This is a genomic window from Polaribacter sp. Asnod1-A03 (assembly GCF_045063585.1).
Taxonomy (GTDB): Bacteria; Bacteroidota; Bacteroidia; order Flavobacteriales; family Flavobacteriaceae; genus Polaribacter.
In genome coordinates this window covers 1,787,658-1,805,255 of record NZ_JBEFOE010000009.1, presented here as the reverse complement: position 1 = coordinate 1,805,255, position 17,598 = coordinate 1,787,658, and the positions used below count along the sequence as shown (strand labels likewise).

Annotated in this window: 10 protein-coding genes; 4 read left to right on the top strand and 6 right to left on the bottom strand. The window is 28.8% G+C overall.

The window, feature by feature from the left end; translation table 11 throughout:
* Nucleotides 1–2 precede the first annotated feature (2 nt).
* The 3 genes from ACJJVY_RS08350 to ACJJVY_RS08340 all read right to left on the bottom strand — a co-directional run bounded on the left by ACJJVY_RS08350 (nucleotide 3) and on the right by ACJJVY_RS08340 (nucleotide 4,338).
* On the bottom strand, nucleotides 3–1,307 hold the full coding sequence (locus tag ACJJVY_RS08350; protein WP_405606799.1) for a polysaccharide deacetylase family protein: 1,305 nt from the start codon (nucleotides 1,305–1,307) through the stop codon (nucleotides 3–5).
* 84 nt (nucleotides 1,308–1,391) lie between these two features.
* Entirely contained in the window at nucleotides 1,392–2,078 is a 687-nt protein-coding gene (gene radC, locus ACJJVY_RS08345) for a DNA repair protein RadC (protein ID WP_405606797.1), read from the bottom strand.
* Between the two features lie 49 nt (nucleotides 2,079–2,127).
* Nucleotides 2,128–4,338: a tetratricopeptide repeat protein gene (locus ACJJVY_RS08340; protein ID WP_405606795.1), complete on the bottom strand. Its 2,211-nt coding sequence runs from the start codon at nucleotides 4,336–4,338 to the stop codon at nucleotides 2,128–2,130.
* Nucleotides 4,339–4,587: 249 nt separating this feature from the next.
* On the opposite strand from ACJJVY_RS08340, the gene trkA reads away from it, so the two are divergent.
* Entirely contained in the window at nucleotides 4,588–5,934 is a 1,347-nt protein-coding gene (gene trkA, locus ACJJVY_RS08335; RefSeq protein WP_405606793.1) for a Trk system potassium transporter TrkA, read from the top strand.
* Nucleotides 5,935–5,939: 5 nt separating this feature from the next.
* On the top strand, nucleotides 5,940–7,439 hold the full coding sequence (locus ACJJVY_RS08330) for a TrkH family potassium uptake protein (protein ID WP_405606791.1): 1,500 nt from the start codon (nucleotides 5,940–5,942) through the stop codon (nucleotides 7,437–7,439).
* Between the two features lie 66 nt (nucleotides 7,440–7,505).
* Here the strand turns inward: ACJJVY_RS08330 and murC are convergent, their stop codons facing one another.
* Complete coding sequence (murC, locus tag ACJJVY_RS08325; protein WP_405606789.1) at nucleotides 7,506–8,858, bottom strand: UDP-N-acetylmuramate--L-alanine ligase; 1,353 nt, start codon at nucleotides 8,856–8,858, stop codon at nucleotides 7,506–7,508.
* Nucleotides 8,859–9,028: 170 nt separating this feature from the next.
* On the opposite strand from murC, the gene ACJJVY_RS08320 reads away from it, so the two are divergent.
* Nucleotides 9,029–15,436 carry a carboxypeptidase-like regulatory domain-containing protein gene (locus ACJJVY_RS08320; protein ID WP_405606787.1) on the top strand — a complete coding sequence of 2,136 codons (6,408 nt, stop codon included), beginning with the start codon at nucleotides 9,029–9,031 and terminating at the stop codon, nucleotides 15,434–15,436.
* A gap of 99 nt (nucleotides 15,437–15,535) precedes the next feature.
* Nucleotides 15,536–15,982 (top strand): hypothetical protein, encoded by a 447-nt coding sequence (locus tag ACJJVY_RS08315; protein WP_405606785.1) that lies wholly within the window; start codon nucleotides 15,536–15,538, stop codon nucleotides 15,980–15,982.
* 51 nt (nucleotides 15,983–16,033) lie between these two features.
* Here ACJJVY_RS08315 and ACJJVY_RS08310 read toward each other — a convergent pair whose 3' ends face one another.
* Both ACJJVY_RS08310 and ACJJVY_RS08305 read right to left on the bottom strand, forming a co-directional pair.
* Nucleotides 16,034–16,549, bottom strand: coding sequence for a DUF4136 domain-containing protein (locus ACJJVY_RS08310; RefSeq protein WP_405606783.1), 516 nt, complete (start codon nucleotides 16,547–16,549; stop codon nucleotides 16,034–16,036).
* 5 nt (nucleotides 16,550–16,554) lie between these two features.
* On the bottom strand, nucleotides 16,555–17,544 hold the full coding sequence (locus ACJJVY_RS08305) for a M28 family peptidase (protein ID WP_405606781.1): 990 nt from the start codon (nucleotides 17,542–17,544) through the stop codon (nucleotides 16,555–16,557).
* Between the last annotated feature and the right edge of the window lie 54 nt (nucleotides 17,545–17,598).

Sequence of the window (17,598 nt, the reverse complement as noted above, 5' to 3'; positions counted from 1 at the left end):
ACTTATGATGTTGCTATTTTAATCATAGATTCGTATAATCTTTTCCAACCTTTCCATCGAGAATAATCACTTAAACTTTCGTTATGAAATAAGGTGATAAACATTCCGTTTACAGCTTTTACCTCATTTTTAAGGTCTCTAATTCTACCCAAAGATTGTTTGGCTGTTAGCTTCATATAATCGTTTAATGTAGTATCCATTAGAGCGAAAGGAAAAACTTTAAGCGGGGTTTGAATTTCGAAATCTAAATCATAAAAATAAAAAGGTGTACATGTGCTTGCTCTAAAACCAACGTTACTTGCATACCCCATAGAATAATCTTCTTCTATTTCTAAATCAATTAGATTTTGATATGTTTCTGGTAAATTAAACCTTAAATAATGTTGTCTAGATCTTTGTATTGGTGTGTTGATAATTTCTTCTAATCGAGCTTTTTCTTTCTTTAAAAGTAAGACATTATTCATTGTAAAATAAGATGGATGCAAACCTACTTTTGCATAATCTACCATTTCTTTAATCAACAATTTGTACTTTCTTTTAGATGCTGATACATTTGTATCAAAAGTGGTGTAGTTTCCTACTAAAAAGAAGAAAATTGTTTTGATATCATATTCTTTTTTAGCTTCTAAAATTCGATAATAAGTATCAAAAGGATCTCTTCTAATATTAAATGTTACAGCAAATCGAGTCCAAACATTATATAATCTTAAATTAAAAAAATCTGTAAAAAAACCACCTAAACTTCTTATTACACCTTTATATTTATAAATAAATGCATTATCTATATCTACTGTAGAAATAAACTGATAATTACGCTCTTTATAATCGTAATCAGGAAATTTTTCTTTTAAAGCCTCTAAAAATTTATAAGCCCAAATATCTATAACTGGTTTCTCTAAAAATTGATGTTTGTAAGCCAAACTTTGTTCTGCTGTATAACGACCATGAGTGTCTTTTACATGTGGTAAATATTCTTCGTATCTAGAAATTAAATAGAAACTTGCTGCAAAAATATCATACGGAATTGTTGATTTTGGTCCTGCTTTAAAAAAACACGGAATATCATCCCATTTTTGGACAATAATTTCCATATCATTTACACCTTGTTCAAATAACAAATCGTTACTTTTTAAGAAAAACTCGTTTCCTAAAGGATTTTTTGTATATGTTAATTTCGGTCCATTATGTGCTACAAACTCTTCTACTTTAGAAGTAAAGTTTACTGGAATTAATAAAGTTCTGGTAAGTATATGTTTAAAAATATAACGAACTCTAGGTGTAATTTTATGTGTGTAAACTAATATCATTTTTTCAGTTTTCAGTCTCAGTTTGCTGGCCTATAATTCAATAACAATTTTAAATAACCTTTTACTGATTACTGTAAATAAATCCTAAAGCAATCCTTCATCTGCAAAGCTAAAATACGCTTTTTCAGTAATAATTAAATGGTCTAATAACTTTATGTCTAAAGTGTTTCCGGCTTCTTTTATTTTCTGAGTTATTTGTTTATCAGCATTACTAGGTTGTAGTTTTCCTGATGGATGATTATGACAAACAATTAATGCTACCGAAGACAGCTCGAAAGCTCTTTTAAAAAGGATTCTAACATCTACAATCGTTGCAGTTAACCCTCCTTTACTTATTTGGCTTTTAGCTAAAACTTTATTAGAATTATTTAAGAATAAAACCCAAAACTCCTCATGTTCTAAATCTCCAATAATAGGTTGCATCACGTTAAAAACAGCTTTACTACTTGTAATTTTTGGTTTCTCTAAAGCGGTTTCTAATTGACGCCTTTTTCCTATTTCCAATGCAGTAATAATTGCAATTGCCTTTGCCTCTCCTATTCCTTTAAAAGTTGTTAGTTTTTCTACAGATAATTTAGCAAGTTCATTAATATTACCACCAACAGATTGTAGAATTCTTTTAGATAAAGCTACTGCACTTTCTTGTCTATTACCAGAACCTATTAAGATTGCTATTAATTCTGCATCCGAAAGAGAAGTTCTTCCTTTTGCTAACAATTTTTCTCTTGGTCTATCATCTAAAGCCCAAGACTTAATAGTTAACTTTTCCATTTTCTTTTTTTATAAAAATACAAAATAGAAAATTAACAACTTTTAAAGCTTAAACTCTACGCTCTAATTGATTTAAAAAACTTTTATATTCTTGATTATTTGGGTATAATTCTATCAATCTATACACAATATTTTTAGCTTTTTCTGTTTGATTAGATTTAGAATACAAATAAGCTAAAGCATACAGTAAACTTTCGTTTGTGGCATCTACTTTTAAACCTGCAATAAATGTTTTTTCGCTATTTTTATAATCTTGTTGTTTATCATACAACAAACCTAAATTATAATAAACACGTATATTTTCTGGCATTTTTTTAACTGCTTTTTCTAACTGAACAATCGCTTCATCAACTCTATTTAACTCTGCATACATTAAAGCTAAAGAATAATAAACAGGTCCATATTCTGGTTCTTGTTCTATTACTATCTTAAAAGCTTCTTCTGCTTTTTCATATTGTTGTGTATTGTAATATAAAGTAGCTAAGTTTATTCTAATCTGATTATTAATATTATCAATTGCTAATGCACTTTCAAAAGAAATTATAGCTTTAGCTACATCTCCTTGTTTTAAGTAATAATCTCCTTTTTTCATTCTTGTTCCAACAAAATCTGAGTTTGTTTTTAAATGTAAAAAGAATTCTTGTTTAACTTTACCGTAACTCTCTTTATAAACCTCTGGTATTTCTGCTTCCGTTACTCCACCTAATCCATAAAATGCTTTTATTCTAACAGTTCTTTTAGTATCTTCTAATAATGGTAAAAAATAAGAAGTATAATCTGTAGTGTTTATACTGCTTAAAGCATCTACTGTTGCCCCTCTTACCAAAGCAGATTCATCATTTAATAATGTTATGTATTCTTCTACAAAATTCTGTGCGTTGTAATTTGATAAAACTTTAGAAGCAGAAGCTCTAATAATATCTGGTTGCTGCTTATCATGCATCAACTCAATTAGACCAACATGTCCATCTGGTTGCATAGTAATACCTGGCGCTAATTTTTCTGAAAAGTGAATTGAATCTACTTCTCCGAATAGTTTTTTAAAATTTTCTGCAGCCCAAGCGTTGTCTTTATCTTCATGACAACCAGTACAAGCATTCGGGTTTCCGTATTTTACACTTAAATCTGGTCTTGGCACTCTAAAACTATGGTCTCTTCTAAAATCATTACCCATATAAAACTTACCCGTCATGTGGCAATTAATACATTTTGATGATTCTGTGTTTGGTTGATGAAAGTGATGCTCTGTAGTGTCATATTTTTCTGGCACATGGCATTGAGCACACAATTTATTTCCATCATACTTTAGCTTTAATGTATGCGCATCATGGCAATTGGTACAAGTAACTCCATTTTGATACATTTTACTTTGTAAAAAAGACCCATAAACATAATCTTCATCTAAAATTTGACCATCTGCTTCATACAACCCTCCTTCTATTAATTGAGGAAAATAATGATCTAACATAGTTCCTTCAAAATTAAAAGCTTCAGAAAACTGTTCTCTTCTCATATGACAACGCGCACATTGATCTACCAGTTCTTGTGGAGACGTATCTGTGGTCATTTGGAAACTTCCACTTGCAACATAATCTTTACCAAGTTCATTTACATTAGTTACATGTTCTTGTCCTGGTCCGTGGCAAGCTTCACAATTCACATCAATAATTGCAAATTTTGTATCATAACTATGCGTTGCTTCATCATAATTTTTTCTAACGTTTGTAGAATGGCAATCGGCACACATATTATTCCAATTTAAACCACCTCTAGACCAATGCAACCATTCTGAATGTACAACTTTAAAATCTGGATATAAATCGAACCATTTATTTTTAACAGAATCCCAAGCTGTTCTTAAACATTGATAATGGCCATCAGGAAACTGAACTATATATTGTTGTAAAGGAGTTACACCAAAAGTATAAACAATTTTATAATCGTGATTTTCACCATCTGGTCCTTCTGTATTTACATAAAAATCTTTTCCTTTTTTGTAAAAGTGAGAAGTTACACCTTGACTTGTGTATTTTTGATTATTAAAATCTCCTAAGATAGAAATGCTATCGGCAATTTCCATTGCTTTATCATGATCAGAACCTTCCCAACTTTTAAATTGATCTTGATGACATTCTTTACATTTTTGATCTCCTAAAAAATGACTATCCGGAATTATTTTTCCCGAAAGAAAAACACCTTCACTCTTTTCTACATCTTTATAATTTTCTTTTTTATCACATGAAAAAATAAAACTAATCATAATTAAAATAAAAAAATAAGATCTTATTTTAAAAAAAAACGGAGGATTATTAGGTTTTATTTTCATCAAGAAAAGAGGTTTTGTATATTGTAGAGGTAAATTTAGAACTTCTTTCTGCTCTAAAAAAGGATATTTATCCTTTTTTTAGAATAAAATTTGATTCAATTGAAAAAATTGAAAATAAACATTTTTTTGTATTAAGATAGAAACTCTTTATATCTTTGGCAATTAATATATTTATAAAAAACTATGAAAATTATCATAGCAGGAGCGGGAGACGTAGGTTTTCACTTAGCTAAACTTCTTTCTTACGAATCTCAAGATACTTACATTATAGATTTTGATGGAGTAAAATTAGAATATCTTAACAATCATTTAGATGTTATAACTAAAAAAGGAGACGCTACTTCTATTAAATTATTAAAGGAAATAGGCATTGAATCCGCAGATTTATTAATTGCTGTTACAGATAGCCAAAATACTAATTTCACCATTTCTGTTATCGGTAAATCTTTAGGTGCCAAAAAAACAATTGCAAGAATAGACAATCCAGAATTTTTAGATAATTGCGAAGTTGATTTCAAAAAATTTGGATTAGATTTTATGATTTCTCCACAAGAATTAGCCGCTAATGAAATTAAAATGCTGCTAAACCAATCTTCTTTTAATGACACCGTTGCTTTTGAAAGTGGTCTTTTTAATGTAATGGGAACACCTTTAACTTATAAATCTCAAATTATAGATTTAACAGTTAAGGAGGCAAAAGAAAAATATTCTAACATAGATTATGTTACCATTGCTATTAAAAGACAAGGCATCTCTCAAACAATTATACCAAGAGGAGATACAACTTATCAAATAGGCGATCAAGTTTATTTTTGTGTACCAAATTATAGTTTAAAAGATCTTTACCCTATTATTGGTAAGCCAAGAATAAATATTAAAAATGTAATGATTCTTGGAGGAAGTAGTATTGGTGAAAAAACTGCGCGTAACCTTTGTAGAAGCAATTTTAAAGTAAAGTTAATTGAAAAAAACAAAGAAAAAGCAGAAGTTTTAGCAGAAGAATTAAACAATACACTAGTTATTAACGGTGATGGTAGAGATTTAGAACTACTAGAAGAAGAAAACATAAGGGAAATGGATGCTTTTATTGCTGTTACCGGAAATTCTGAAACGAATATTATGTCTTGTTTAGTTGCAAAATCTAAAGGTGTAAAAAAGACAATTGCATTGGTAGAAAATATGGATTATATTGATATTTCTCAAACAATCGGAATTCAATCTCTAATCAATAAAAAATTGATTGCGGCAAGTAATATTTTTAAACATATTAGAGAAGGAGAAATTATCGCTTTAGCTAATTTACACAATATTGATGCAGAAGTTTTTGAATTTGAAGTACAAGAAGGAGCTAAAGTAACAAAACATCCTATTAAAGAATTAAAATTTCCAAGAGAAGCAATTTTTGGAGGTATTATTAGAGATGAAAAAGCAATTATGGCATCTGGTAACTTACAAATTAAAATAGGAGATAAAGTTATTGTGTTCTGTTTACCAGAAGCTATAAAATCTCTAGAAAAATTATTTAATTAGAATAAATGGGAGCTTTAAACACCAAAATAATTTTCCGTTTTTTAGGAGTTACTGCTATGTTAAATGGTTTTTTTATGTTGCTTTCATTCCCTTTTAGCGTTTATCATGATGAAAGTGCCAAATGGGGAATTTTAAATGCAGGTATTGTAACCGGAATTATAGGAATGCTCCTTTTCTTTTTAAATAAACCAAAAAGTAAAATCATTCAGAAAAAAGAGGGGTATTTAATTGTAACCTTAGGTTGGTTAATTCTTACTTGTACAGGTATGTTACCTTATTTATTTTCTGAATCGATACCCAATATAACAGATGCTTTTTTCGAAACAATTTCTGGATATTCTACCACAGGATCTTCTATTTTAAATGATATAGAAGCAATGCCTAAAGGAATTTTATTCTGGCGAAGCGCAACCCATTGGATTGGTGGAATGGGAATTATTGTACTTACAATTGCCATTTTACCTTTATTAGGTATTGGCGGAATGCAACTTTTTATGGCAGAAGCTCCAGGACCATCTGCTGATAAATTACATCCAAGAATAACTGATACTGCAAAGCGTTTGTATTTTATTTATGTGATACTAACAATCGTTCAATTTTTATTGTTAAAAGTTGCAGGTATGACTTGGTTTGATGCTATAAACCATGCAATGGCAACAATGAGTACTGGTGGTTTTTCTACAAAAAATAGTAGTGTTGCATTCTATAACAATATGCCTTTTGTACAATACATTATCATCTTTTTTATGCTAGTTGCAGGTACTAATTTTGTATTGACTTACTTTGCTTTAAAAGGAAAAGTTAGACGAGTTTTTGAAAGTGAAGAGTTTAGATATTACTTTTTTGGAACATTAATTTTTTCTGCTATAATTGCTTCTATAATTATATTCTATCAAGACCCTAATTTAAAAACCACAATAGATCATCCAATGGTTTATGGAAAAGTAGAAAGCGCTATTAGACATTCTTTATTTATGGTACTTTCTGTAGTTACTACAACGGGTTTTGTAAGTGCAGATTTTACAATGTGGCATTTCTTTATAACTGGTATTTTCTTTGCGTTATTTTTTACTGGTGGATCCGCGGGTTCTACAAGTGGTGGCATAAAAATAGTTAGACATGTAATAATGTTAAAAAACAGTTTTTTAGAGTTTAAAAAAGCATTGCATCCTAATGCAATTATACCTGTAAGACTCGATGGTAAAGCAGTAAATCATACCATTGTTTTTAACATACTTTCTTTCTTTATTATTTACATGCTAATCTTTATTGTCTCTTCTGTTGTACTTACTTTATTTGGTTTAGATTTTATGTCTGCTTTAGGTGCCGCTGCATCTTCTTTAGGTAATATTGGTCCTGCAATTGGTTCTGTAAGTCCTGTTGATAGTTATGCACATCTATCTGATGCTGCAAAATGGTTTTGCTCTTTTTTAATGCTGATTGGTCGTTTAGAGTTATTTACAGTTCTTATTTTATTTACCCCTTTCTTCTGGAGAAAAAACTAATTGAGCACAAAAAAAGCTCTAAAATTAAATTTAAGAGCTTTTATATTTATAATTGAAAATTTAAGACTAAACCAAACTTTTAACTTCATCAAAATCCAATCCTCCATAATTACCAGAACTCATTAATAAAACTGCAGAATTCTCTAATTCTTGACTAAATAAAAACGCTTTAAATTCTTGAGGATTGGTATAAATAATTAAATCATCTCTTTCAAAAGCATTTGCTATTTGTTCTGCAGTAACTTCTTCTAATTGTTTAATTTTTACAGCATCTGGCGAGTAAAAAACCACCGCTTTGTCCGCTGCATCTAAAGCTCCTTTGTATTCTGCTAAAAATTCTGCATTTAAACTAGAATATGTGTGCAACTCTAAACAAGCCAATATAGTTCTACTTGTATATTGCTCTTTTACAGCGTTTGTGGTAGCCTCTACTTTACTTGGCGAATGCGCAAAATCTTTAAAAATAACAGTAGAATTACTTTCTGCTATTTTTTCTAAACGTTTGCTTGCTCCATTAAAACTAGCAATAGCTTCGTAAAAATAATCTTCATCAACCCCCATGTGTTGACAAATCCATTTTGCACCTGCTAAATTTTGTAAATTATGTTTGCCAAAAATTTCTAAAGGCAAATCACCTTCTTCTGTTTCTATAAAAGTAGTTCCGTTTTCTATAAAGTATTCTGGCGTTTTATACGGATATTTTTTTATCTGATTTTCTGATGATTCTACCACCTCTTTTACAATTGTGTCTTCTTCGTTATACACCATACTACCTCCCTTTATCATAGAGTCTGTAAAGATTTTAAACTGCTCTACATAATTATCAAAAGTCGGAAAAACATTAATATGATCCCAAGCAATACCACTTAACAAAGCAATATTTGGTTTGTATAAATGGAATTTTGGTCTTCTATCAATTGGAGAACTCAAATATTCATCTCCTTCTAAAATAATAAAATCGTTTTCTTCGGTTAAATGCACCATCGTTTCAAAACCATCTAATTGAGCACCAACCATATAATCTACTTCTTTTTCGTGATAATTTAACACATGTAAAATCATAGAAGTTATGGTTGTTTTACCATGAGATCCACCAATAACTACACGTGTTTTATGTTTAGATTGCTCATATAAAAACTCTGGATAAGAATATATTTTTAAGCCTAATTCTTGTGCTTTTAATAATTCTAGATTATCCTTTTTTGCATGCATCCCTAAAATTATCACATCTAATTCTGATGAAATTTTTTCTGGAAACCACCCAAACTCTTCTGGTAATAAACCGTATTTTTCTAATCGAGATTTAGATGGATTATGAATTATATCATCAGAACCAGAAATTTGGTATCCTTTTTGGTATAAAGCAATTGCTAAGTTGTGCATTGCGCTTCCGCCAATTGCTATAAAATGAATTTTCATTGAACAAAATTTAAAAAAGTAAAAATACAAAAGCTTAGTACAATATTAATTATATTTAGAACTAAACTCTTTTAAAATTAGTGTTATCAACTTAATAAGTTGACATTATTTGGTTTAAATTTTACATAAAATAATTTGTACTTGTTTTGATTGCATTAAAACTATTGACTATGAAAAAAATTACACCTTTATTAATTGTTTTATTATTCTCTACCATTTCTAACGCTCAAGATTCTTACAAAGATCTTTGGATACAAGTAGAAAGTTTAGAAATAGAAAACTTACCAAAATCGGCATTAGAAATTGTAGATAAAATTTATACGAAAGCTAATAAGGAAGCTAATTCTCCTCAGGTTATAAAATCACTTTTTTATCAAAGTAAATTTTCTTTAACCTTAGAAGAAGATGCACAATTAAAAATCATTCATAGTTTTAAGAAACACATTTCTACGAGTGAATTTCCAACAAGAAATATATTAGAAAACATTTTAGGAAATTTATATTGGCAATTTTACACCCAAAATAGATATAAGTTTTACAACAGAACACAAACTGTAAACAAAGTAAATGTAGAAGATTTTAGAACTTGGGATTTAAAAACGCTCTTTAAGGAAATTCACTGTCATTTTGAAGCTTCTTTAGAAAACCAAAAAGCATTACAAAAAACCGATATTTACGACTTTGCTCCTATTTTACAAATTGAAAAAGATTCTAAAACTTACAGGCCAACTTTATACGATTTTTTAGCAAACAATGCGTTAGATTTTTACAATTCTTCTGAAACTTCTATTACAAATCCTATTGACAAATTCGAAATTGACAACTCAAATTTATTAAAGGGTTGTAAAACGTTTACAAAACTAGTATTAACTACAAAAGATACTTTATCACTACAATTTAATGCAATAAAAATCTATCAGCAATTAATTGATTTTCATGCAAAGGAAAACAATTTAAACGCTTTAGCTGTTATTGATATTCAACGTTTAAAATTCATTAAACAACATGCAATTTTCATTGATAAAGAAACTACTTTTTTATCAACATTAAAAACTACAAAAGAACTTTTTTCTAATAACCAAATGAGTGCTTTGTATGCTTTTGAAATTGCTAAAATCCATCAAGATAAATTAGAAAACAAACTTGCAATAACTATTTGTAATGACGTTATAAATCAGTTTCCTAAAAGCTTAGGAGCAAAAAAATGTACTGTTCTTAAAAAACAAATTTTAGATAAATCTCTTGCTTTAAAAGCAGAAAAATTTGTCCCAATTAATACGGCGTCTAGAGCTTTAATTACTTACAAAAACATCGATAAACTTTATTTTACAGCTTACAAAGCTACTGTAGATCAATTAAATAAGTTTAATGAAATTTACAATTTAGAAGAAACTGTAAAGTTTATCAATTCTTTAGAAGAAAGTACAAATTGGAGTGCAAATCTTAGAAATGAAAACGATTATTTACAACATACAACAGAAGTTATTATTCCTAAATTAAACAACGGTAATTATCTAATTGTTTCATCAGAAGACAAAAACATCAACAAAGAATCTACTTTTGGTACAGCAAATGTACAAGCAACAAATTTAGCTTTAATTGAAAATAATTTTAACAACAAACACAATTATCAAATTGTAGATAGAAGTACAGGTGAACCCATTGAAAATGCAAGAATTAATATCACAAATCCAAATAGAAGAAACAGTAGCTTTATTAATAAAACATTAACAACAGATGAAAATGGTTTTGCTTCTTTAAAAGCTAAATACACGTACACAGATTGTGAAATTTATGTAAAAACAAAAAATGACACAGCTTATTTTGGAAGTCATTATTTATATAAAGATAATAACGTCACAAAAGAAAAAATTAATCACACATTAAATTCTTATATTTTTACAGACAGAAGTATTTATAGACCAGGACAAACTGTTTATTTTAAAATAATTATTATTAAAAAATCTGGAGACAATTCTTCTATTTATACTGATGATTTTATAGAAGTAAATCTAAAAGATGTCAATAATCAAACAGTAAATACCTTAAATTTAAAACTAAACGAATTTGGTTCTATTGCAGGCGAATTTATCTTGCCAAACAATGGTTTAACAGGGCAATATTTTATTGAAGTAAATCTGAACTCTAAAAACAAATATTCGTTCTTTGGTAATCGTTCTTACTTTTCTGTAGAAGAATATAAAAGACCAAAATTTGAAACGGAATTTAAACCAATTACTAAAAGTTATAAAATAAACGATTCTGTAACCATTAATGGTTTTGCCAACTCTTTTTCTGGTGCAAATATTACCGAAGCAAAAGTAGTTTATCGTGTACACAGAAAAGTACAATATCCTATTTGGTATTCTTGGAGAAGGCCAAACGTAAATACTAGTTCGCAAGAAATTACTCACGGAGAAACTATTACAAATAAAAAAGGTGAATTTAAAATTGACTTTAAAGCTTTAGCTGATAAAAGTGTTGCTAAAGAAAGTTTACCAATATTTAATTACGAAATAACAGCAGATGTTACCGATATTAACGGAGAAACCAGAAGTGCAACAACTACTGTAAAAGTGGGTTATCATGCTTTAATTGCAACAATTTCTTTGGATAATCAAATTGACAAAAACACCAAAGAAACGATTATAAATATTGATACAAAAAATTTAAATAACGAGTTTATACCAGCAAAAGGAACAGTAAAAATCTACAAATTACAAGCACCAAAAAACGTATTAAGAAAAAGACCTTGGGCTTTACCAGATTATCAAGATATTTCTGAAAATACATTTAAAACTTTATTTCCTCATGATGCATATTCAGAAAATGAAATAAATGAAAATAATTGGAAAAAAGACGAACTTGTTTTTAGTAAAAATTTTGACACAGAATCGTCAAAAAAAATCACTTTAAAAAGCACTAAAAATTGGCTTTCTGGTAAATATATGGTTGTTTTAGAAAGCAAAGATAAATTCGGTCAAAAAGTAAAAGACGAAAAAATAATTTCTCTTTTTTCTACAAAAGATAAAAAAGTAGCAGACAATAATTTGTTTACAATCAATACAAACAAGAATTCTTATCTTATTGATGATGTTGTAGAGTTAAACATTGGTTCTGCTGCTAAAAACAGTACAATAACTGTACAAGTAGAAAAGAATCATAAAATTATAGCAACTCATTTGGTGAATTTAAATGATGAAATAAAAACAATAAAAATCCCGATTAATAAAGAAGATCTTAGTGGTTTTGCTATTAAATATCACTTTGTAAATTACAATTCTTTTAAAAGCGGAAGTTTATTAATCAACGTTACAGAACCTCAAGAAAAAATAGAAATTGAAACCAATATTTTTAGAGACAAACTAAATCCTGGCGCAAAAGAAACTTGGAGTTTTACCATTAAAAATGATAAAAACGATGCCAAAGCGGCAGAAGTTTTAGCTTCTATGTACGATGCTTCTTTAGATGCTTTTAGAAGTCATAATTGGTCTAATCAACCAAAACCTAATAGTTATAAAACTAAGTACTATTCTTACCAACACAGTAGTGCAAATAATAGTTTTAAAAATACTTATTTCAATATTAAAAATCAACTAAGATATCGCGCTAATTATCCTAGTATTTCTTATGATACTTATAATTGGTTTGGATTTAGCTTAAACAATAACAGATGGAAAAATCAAGATTATTTAAGAGGTTTAAAAAGAAAGATTAATAACAATAGAACTCTTTTTGATGGGATAATAACTGGTTTTATTAGTGATGAAGAAAATGCACCATTACCTGGTGTTTCTATAAGAATTAAAGGCACAACTTATGGTACAGAAACCGATTTTGATGGTTATTATACGTTAAAAATTAAAAAAGGTGATGTTTTAATTTTTAGTTATTTAGGTTATAAAACACATGAAATTACAATTAAAAAGCAAACAAATGTTGATGTAAGTTTAAAAGAAGATTCTGCAACATTAGATGAAGTTGTGGTGGTTGGATATGGAACTCAAAAAAGAAAAAAATCAAAAAATGCATTAACTGCTTTACAAGGTAGAGTTGCAGGTGTACAAATAGTTGAAGCAGATAAAGAAGTTGAAGAAACCATTATAGAATCTACCGAAACAGATGAAACTGAAATAATTACTGAAGATGTTTCTTTTATGAAAATTGACAAAGAAGAACTTGCATTAATTAAAGCACGTACTAATTTTAATGAAACTGCCTTTTTTTATCCGCAATTAAGAACAGATAAAGACGGGCAAGTTAGTTTTTCTTTTACAATGCCAGAAGCCTTAACGCAATGGAAATTACAATTATTAGCACATACTAAAAATGTAAAATCTACAACCAAAACCTTAGAAACTGTTACACAGAAAGAATTAATGATTGTACCAAATGTACCTAGATTTTTACGTGAAGGCGATAAAATTACACTAAGTGCAAAAATCACCAATTTAACAAACAACTCACTAAATGGTTTGGCTCAATTAATTTTAACGGATGCAATTACCGGAAAAGAAATAAATTTAGAATTAGAAAACACCAATGCCTACAAAGATTTTTCTGTAGATAAAAACGGAAATACCAATGTTTCTTGGCAACTTTCTATTCCAGAAACTGTACAAGCTGTACAATATAAAATTGTAGCTAAAGCGGGTGATTTTTCTGATGGAGAACAAAACGTTTTACCCGTTTTATCTAACAGAATGTTAGTTACAGAAACATTACCAATGTGGGTTCGTTCTAATCAAACTAAAACTTTTACGTTAGATAAATTAGCAAATAATTCTTCAACAACTTTAAAACATCATCAATTAACATTAGAAATGACATCAAATCCGGTTTGGTACGCAATACAAGCTTTACCGTATTTAATGGAATATCCATATGAATGTGCAGAACAAACTTTTTCTAGATATTACGCTAATACAATTGCTAGTTTTGTTGCAAATTCTAACCCAAGAATTCAAGAAGTTTTTAATGCTTGGAAATCATCTTCGGACGCTTTATTATCTAATTTAGAAAAAAATCAAGAATTAAAATCGTTGATCATTCAAGAAACTCCTTGGTTAAGAGATGCGCAATCAGAAACGGAACAGAAAAAAAGAATTGCTTTATTGTTCGACTTAAATAAAATGAGAAATGAGCAAGAAAAAGCCATCAATAAACTAAAAGATATTCAGATGAATTCTGGTGGTTTTCCTTGGTTTAAAGGAAGTCGTTACGAGAGTAGATTTATCACGCAACATATTGCAACTGGTTTTGGTCATTTACAGAAATTAGGAATTTCTAATTTTGATAATGCTACTAAAAATATGATTGAAAAGTCAGTGAAATATCTAGATGAACAAGTGATAAATGACTACAATGAATTATTAAAAGAAGCTGATAAAAGAAAACAACTAGCAAAAACAAAGAAGGAAGGAGAAGAAGCATACACAAAGCACTTAATAAAGAATAACTTGAGCTACTTTACCATTCAGTATTTATACATGCGTAGTTTTTATAGCAATATTTCTTTGAGTAAAAAAAGGCAAGAAGCAGTTGATTATTATCAAAATCAAACTGTAAAATATTGGAATGATTATAATTTATATGCAAAAGGACAAATTGCATTATCACTTTTTAGAAATGATAAAAAACTAGTTGCAAACAAAGTTTTAAACTCTTTAAAAGAAAATGCAATTATTTCTGATGAGTTAGGTATGTATTGGAAAAGCAACAAACCAGGTTACTATTATTATCAATCTCCAATTGAGACTCAGGCTTTATTAATCGAAACTTTTTCTGAAATTGAAAATGATGAAAAAACGATTGATAATCTAAAAATTTGGTTACTAAAAAACAAACAAACCAACAGATGGAAAACAACAAAAGCAACTACAGAAGCAATTTATGCTTTATTGTTAAATGGTAGCGATTGGGTTTCTGTTACAGAAATGGTTGATATTAAAATTGGTAATAAAGAAATTAATCCAACAGAGTTGGAAAATGTAAAAATTGAAGCCGGAACTGGTTATTTTAAAACTTCTTGGAATGGAAGTGATATTAAAAAAGAAATGGCAGAAGTTACCATCAATAAAAAAGGAAACGGCATTGCTTGGGGTGGTTTGTATTGGCAGTATTTTGAAGATTTAGACAAAATTACTTCCGCAGAAACTCCGTTAAAAATCAACAAAAAATTATTCTTAAAAGTAAATACAAATTCTGGTAAAGAACTGCAAGAAATCACAGAGAATACATCTTTAAAAATTGGTGATTTAATTACGGTAAGAATAGAACTCCGTTCTGATAGAAACATGGAATTCATCCATATGAAAGACATGAGAGCTTCTGGTTTAGAGCCAATAAACGTACTTTCTAAATATAAATGGCAAGATAATTTAGGTTATTATGAAAGCACAAAAGATGCTGCAACTAATTTCTTTTTTGATCGTTTACCAAAAGGAGTTTATGTTTTTGAATATGACGTTCGTGTAAATAATACTGGTAATTTTAGCAACGGAATTACAACTATACAAAGTATGTATGCACCAGAATTTAGCAGTCATTCTAAAGGAATTCGTTTAACAATAGATTAACACATAATTACTGAAATGAATTAATCTTTAACTTGATTGAGTACATTAAAACTGATAAATAAATCTAATTTTGTTCTCGAATCAAATAAACATATCATTATGAAAAAAACATTTTTAACCTTAAGTCTTTTAATGGCAACCATATTTACTATAAACGCACAAGATATTGCAGATAATGCCATTGGTTTACGTTTTAGTGGAGGTACTGGAGCTGGTGCAGAATTTTCTTACCAAAGAGATTTAGGTTTTAATAATAGATTAGAAGTAGATTTAGGTCTTTCTCATGGTCTTTCTGATTTTAAAGCCGCTGGTTTATACGAATGGGTTTGGGATTTAGAACAAAATTTTAACTGGTATGCAGGTGCAGGTGGTGGAATTGTATCTAACGACGGTACAGGAGTTTTTGCTGCTGGTATTATTGGTATAGAATATGATTTTGATATTCCTTTATTACTTTCTTTAGATTATAGACCAGAACTTGGACTTGGTGGTAGTGTAAACGGATTAGGTAGTAATCTTGCTTTGGCTGTTAAATATCAATTTTAAATAGAAAAAAGTTTATAAAAAAATCCTCTAAATTAAGTTTTAGAGGGTTTTCTATTTAGGCGGATAATTATTAAGCATCTTTTTAATTACTTCTTTAAAGTAAAGTACTCTTTCATCTGGTGTTTTTTTCTCTTTTATGGTTGATATCAATCTTGCTTCCCAAAACAACTCGTTAGTTTTAGCATCAACAAATTCTATAATTAGTTCTTCATCTAATTTTTTACCTCCAATTGGTATTCCCCCAGAAACACCAAAGCTACCATTTATACCTCCGCTTCCTAAACCAATTGCAATGGTATTTGTAACTTTAGGTTCCGATACTTTTGATATTATATTTATGTAAAAATCGGCATTTTCACCTTCTTTAAAACCTAACTCACTTAGGTTTTTAAAAATTGCATCTAAACTTCTTTTTATATCAAACTCATTTAGACCTTCTCCTGCATCAGTAAAAAAAGCAAATGTCTTATATTGATTAAAATTAGTCTTACTGTCAAAATCTGTAACTACTTTAGAAGACGAACAACCTATTAATAAAAAGAGAAAAAGAAATTTAAAAAACTTCATTTCTATTATTTTTTTGTTTCCTCTAGAACTACTCTTGTAGGCGTGTCTTTACCGTTAATAATACTTTGTGTTCCTTTTGCAACAGCTTGTATTGTTTGTGTAATTACTGTCATATTTAATGTTTCTGCTTCATCAGAAACTTGATGATAGTCTTTATCTACATCAATAGGTGTTGTAGAAAATGTATGAGATGGCACACCTAAACGTGCTAAAGAAGCATTGTCTGATCTAAAAAATAAATTAAATTTATCATAAGGGTCTGCAAATAATTGATAACCTGTGCCTACTAAATTTTTCTGAATAATTTTACCAAAATCAGAACGCTCAAAACCTGTTAACCAAGCTGTATTTGGGCCAAAACTTGGTGTTTTACCAATCATTTCTAAATTAATTCCGGCAACAAATTTTTCTGCATTAATTCCTTTACCAAAATGAGTAGAACCAATTAAACCCATTTCTTCTCCCGTAAAAGCTGCAAAAACAATAGTTCTTTCGTTACCTATTTTCTTAAAATATGTTGCCAAGGCTAAAAGCCCTGTAACACCAGATGCATCATCATTTGCTCCATTATAAATTTTATCTTCTCCTTTACCTTGGTTTCCTAAATGATCGTAATGAGCAGAAATAATTACATATTCGTCTTTTTTACTTTTCCCTTCTAAAACACCAATTACATTGAAAGCTGTTATTTCATCTTTACTTCTTCTAGGCGTAAAATTAAAAGTTTGTCTATAGGTTTCTAATCCTTCAAAAGTTGATAAACCAATTTTTTGATATTCATTTTCTATATAAACCGCTGCTTTTTCAATTCCAGGGGTTCCTGTTTTTCTTCCTTCCATCTCATCAGAAGCAAGTGTATATAAATGTTTTTTTACAACTAAAGAATCTATAAAAAAAGCGTTTTCTGTTTCTGTAGAAAGTTTATTTATATTCTTTGTACTATCACAAGAAATTATAAAGGCTGATGCTGCTAAAGTGATTAATATTTTTTTCATTATTATCGATTTTTAAAAGCATAAATATAACTAATTTAATTCCGTATTTTTGTG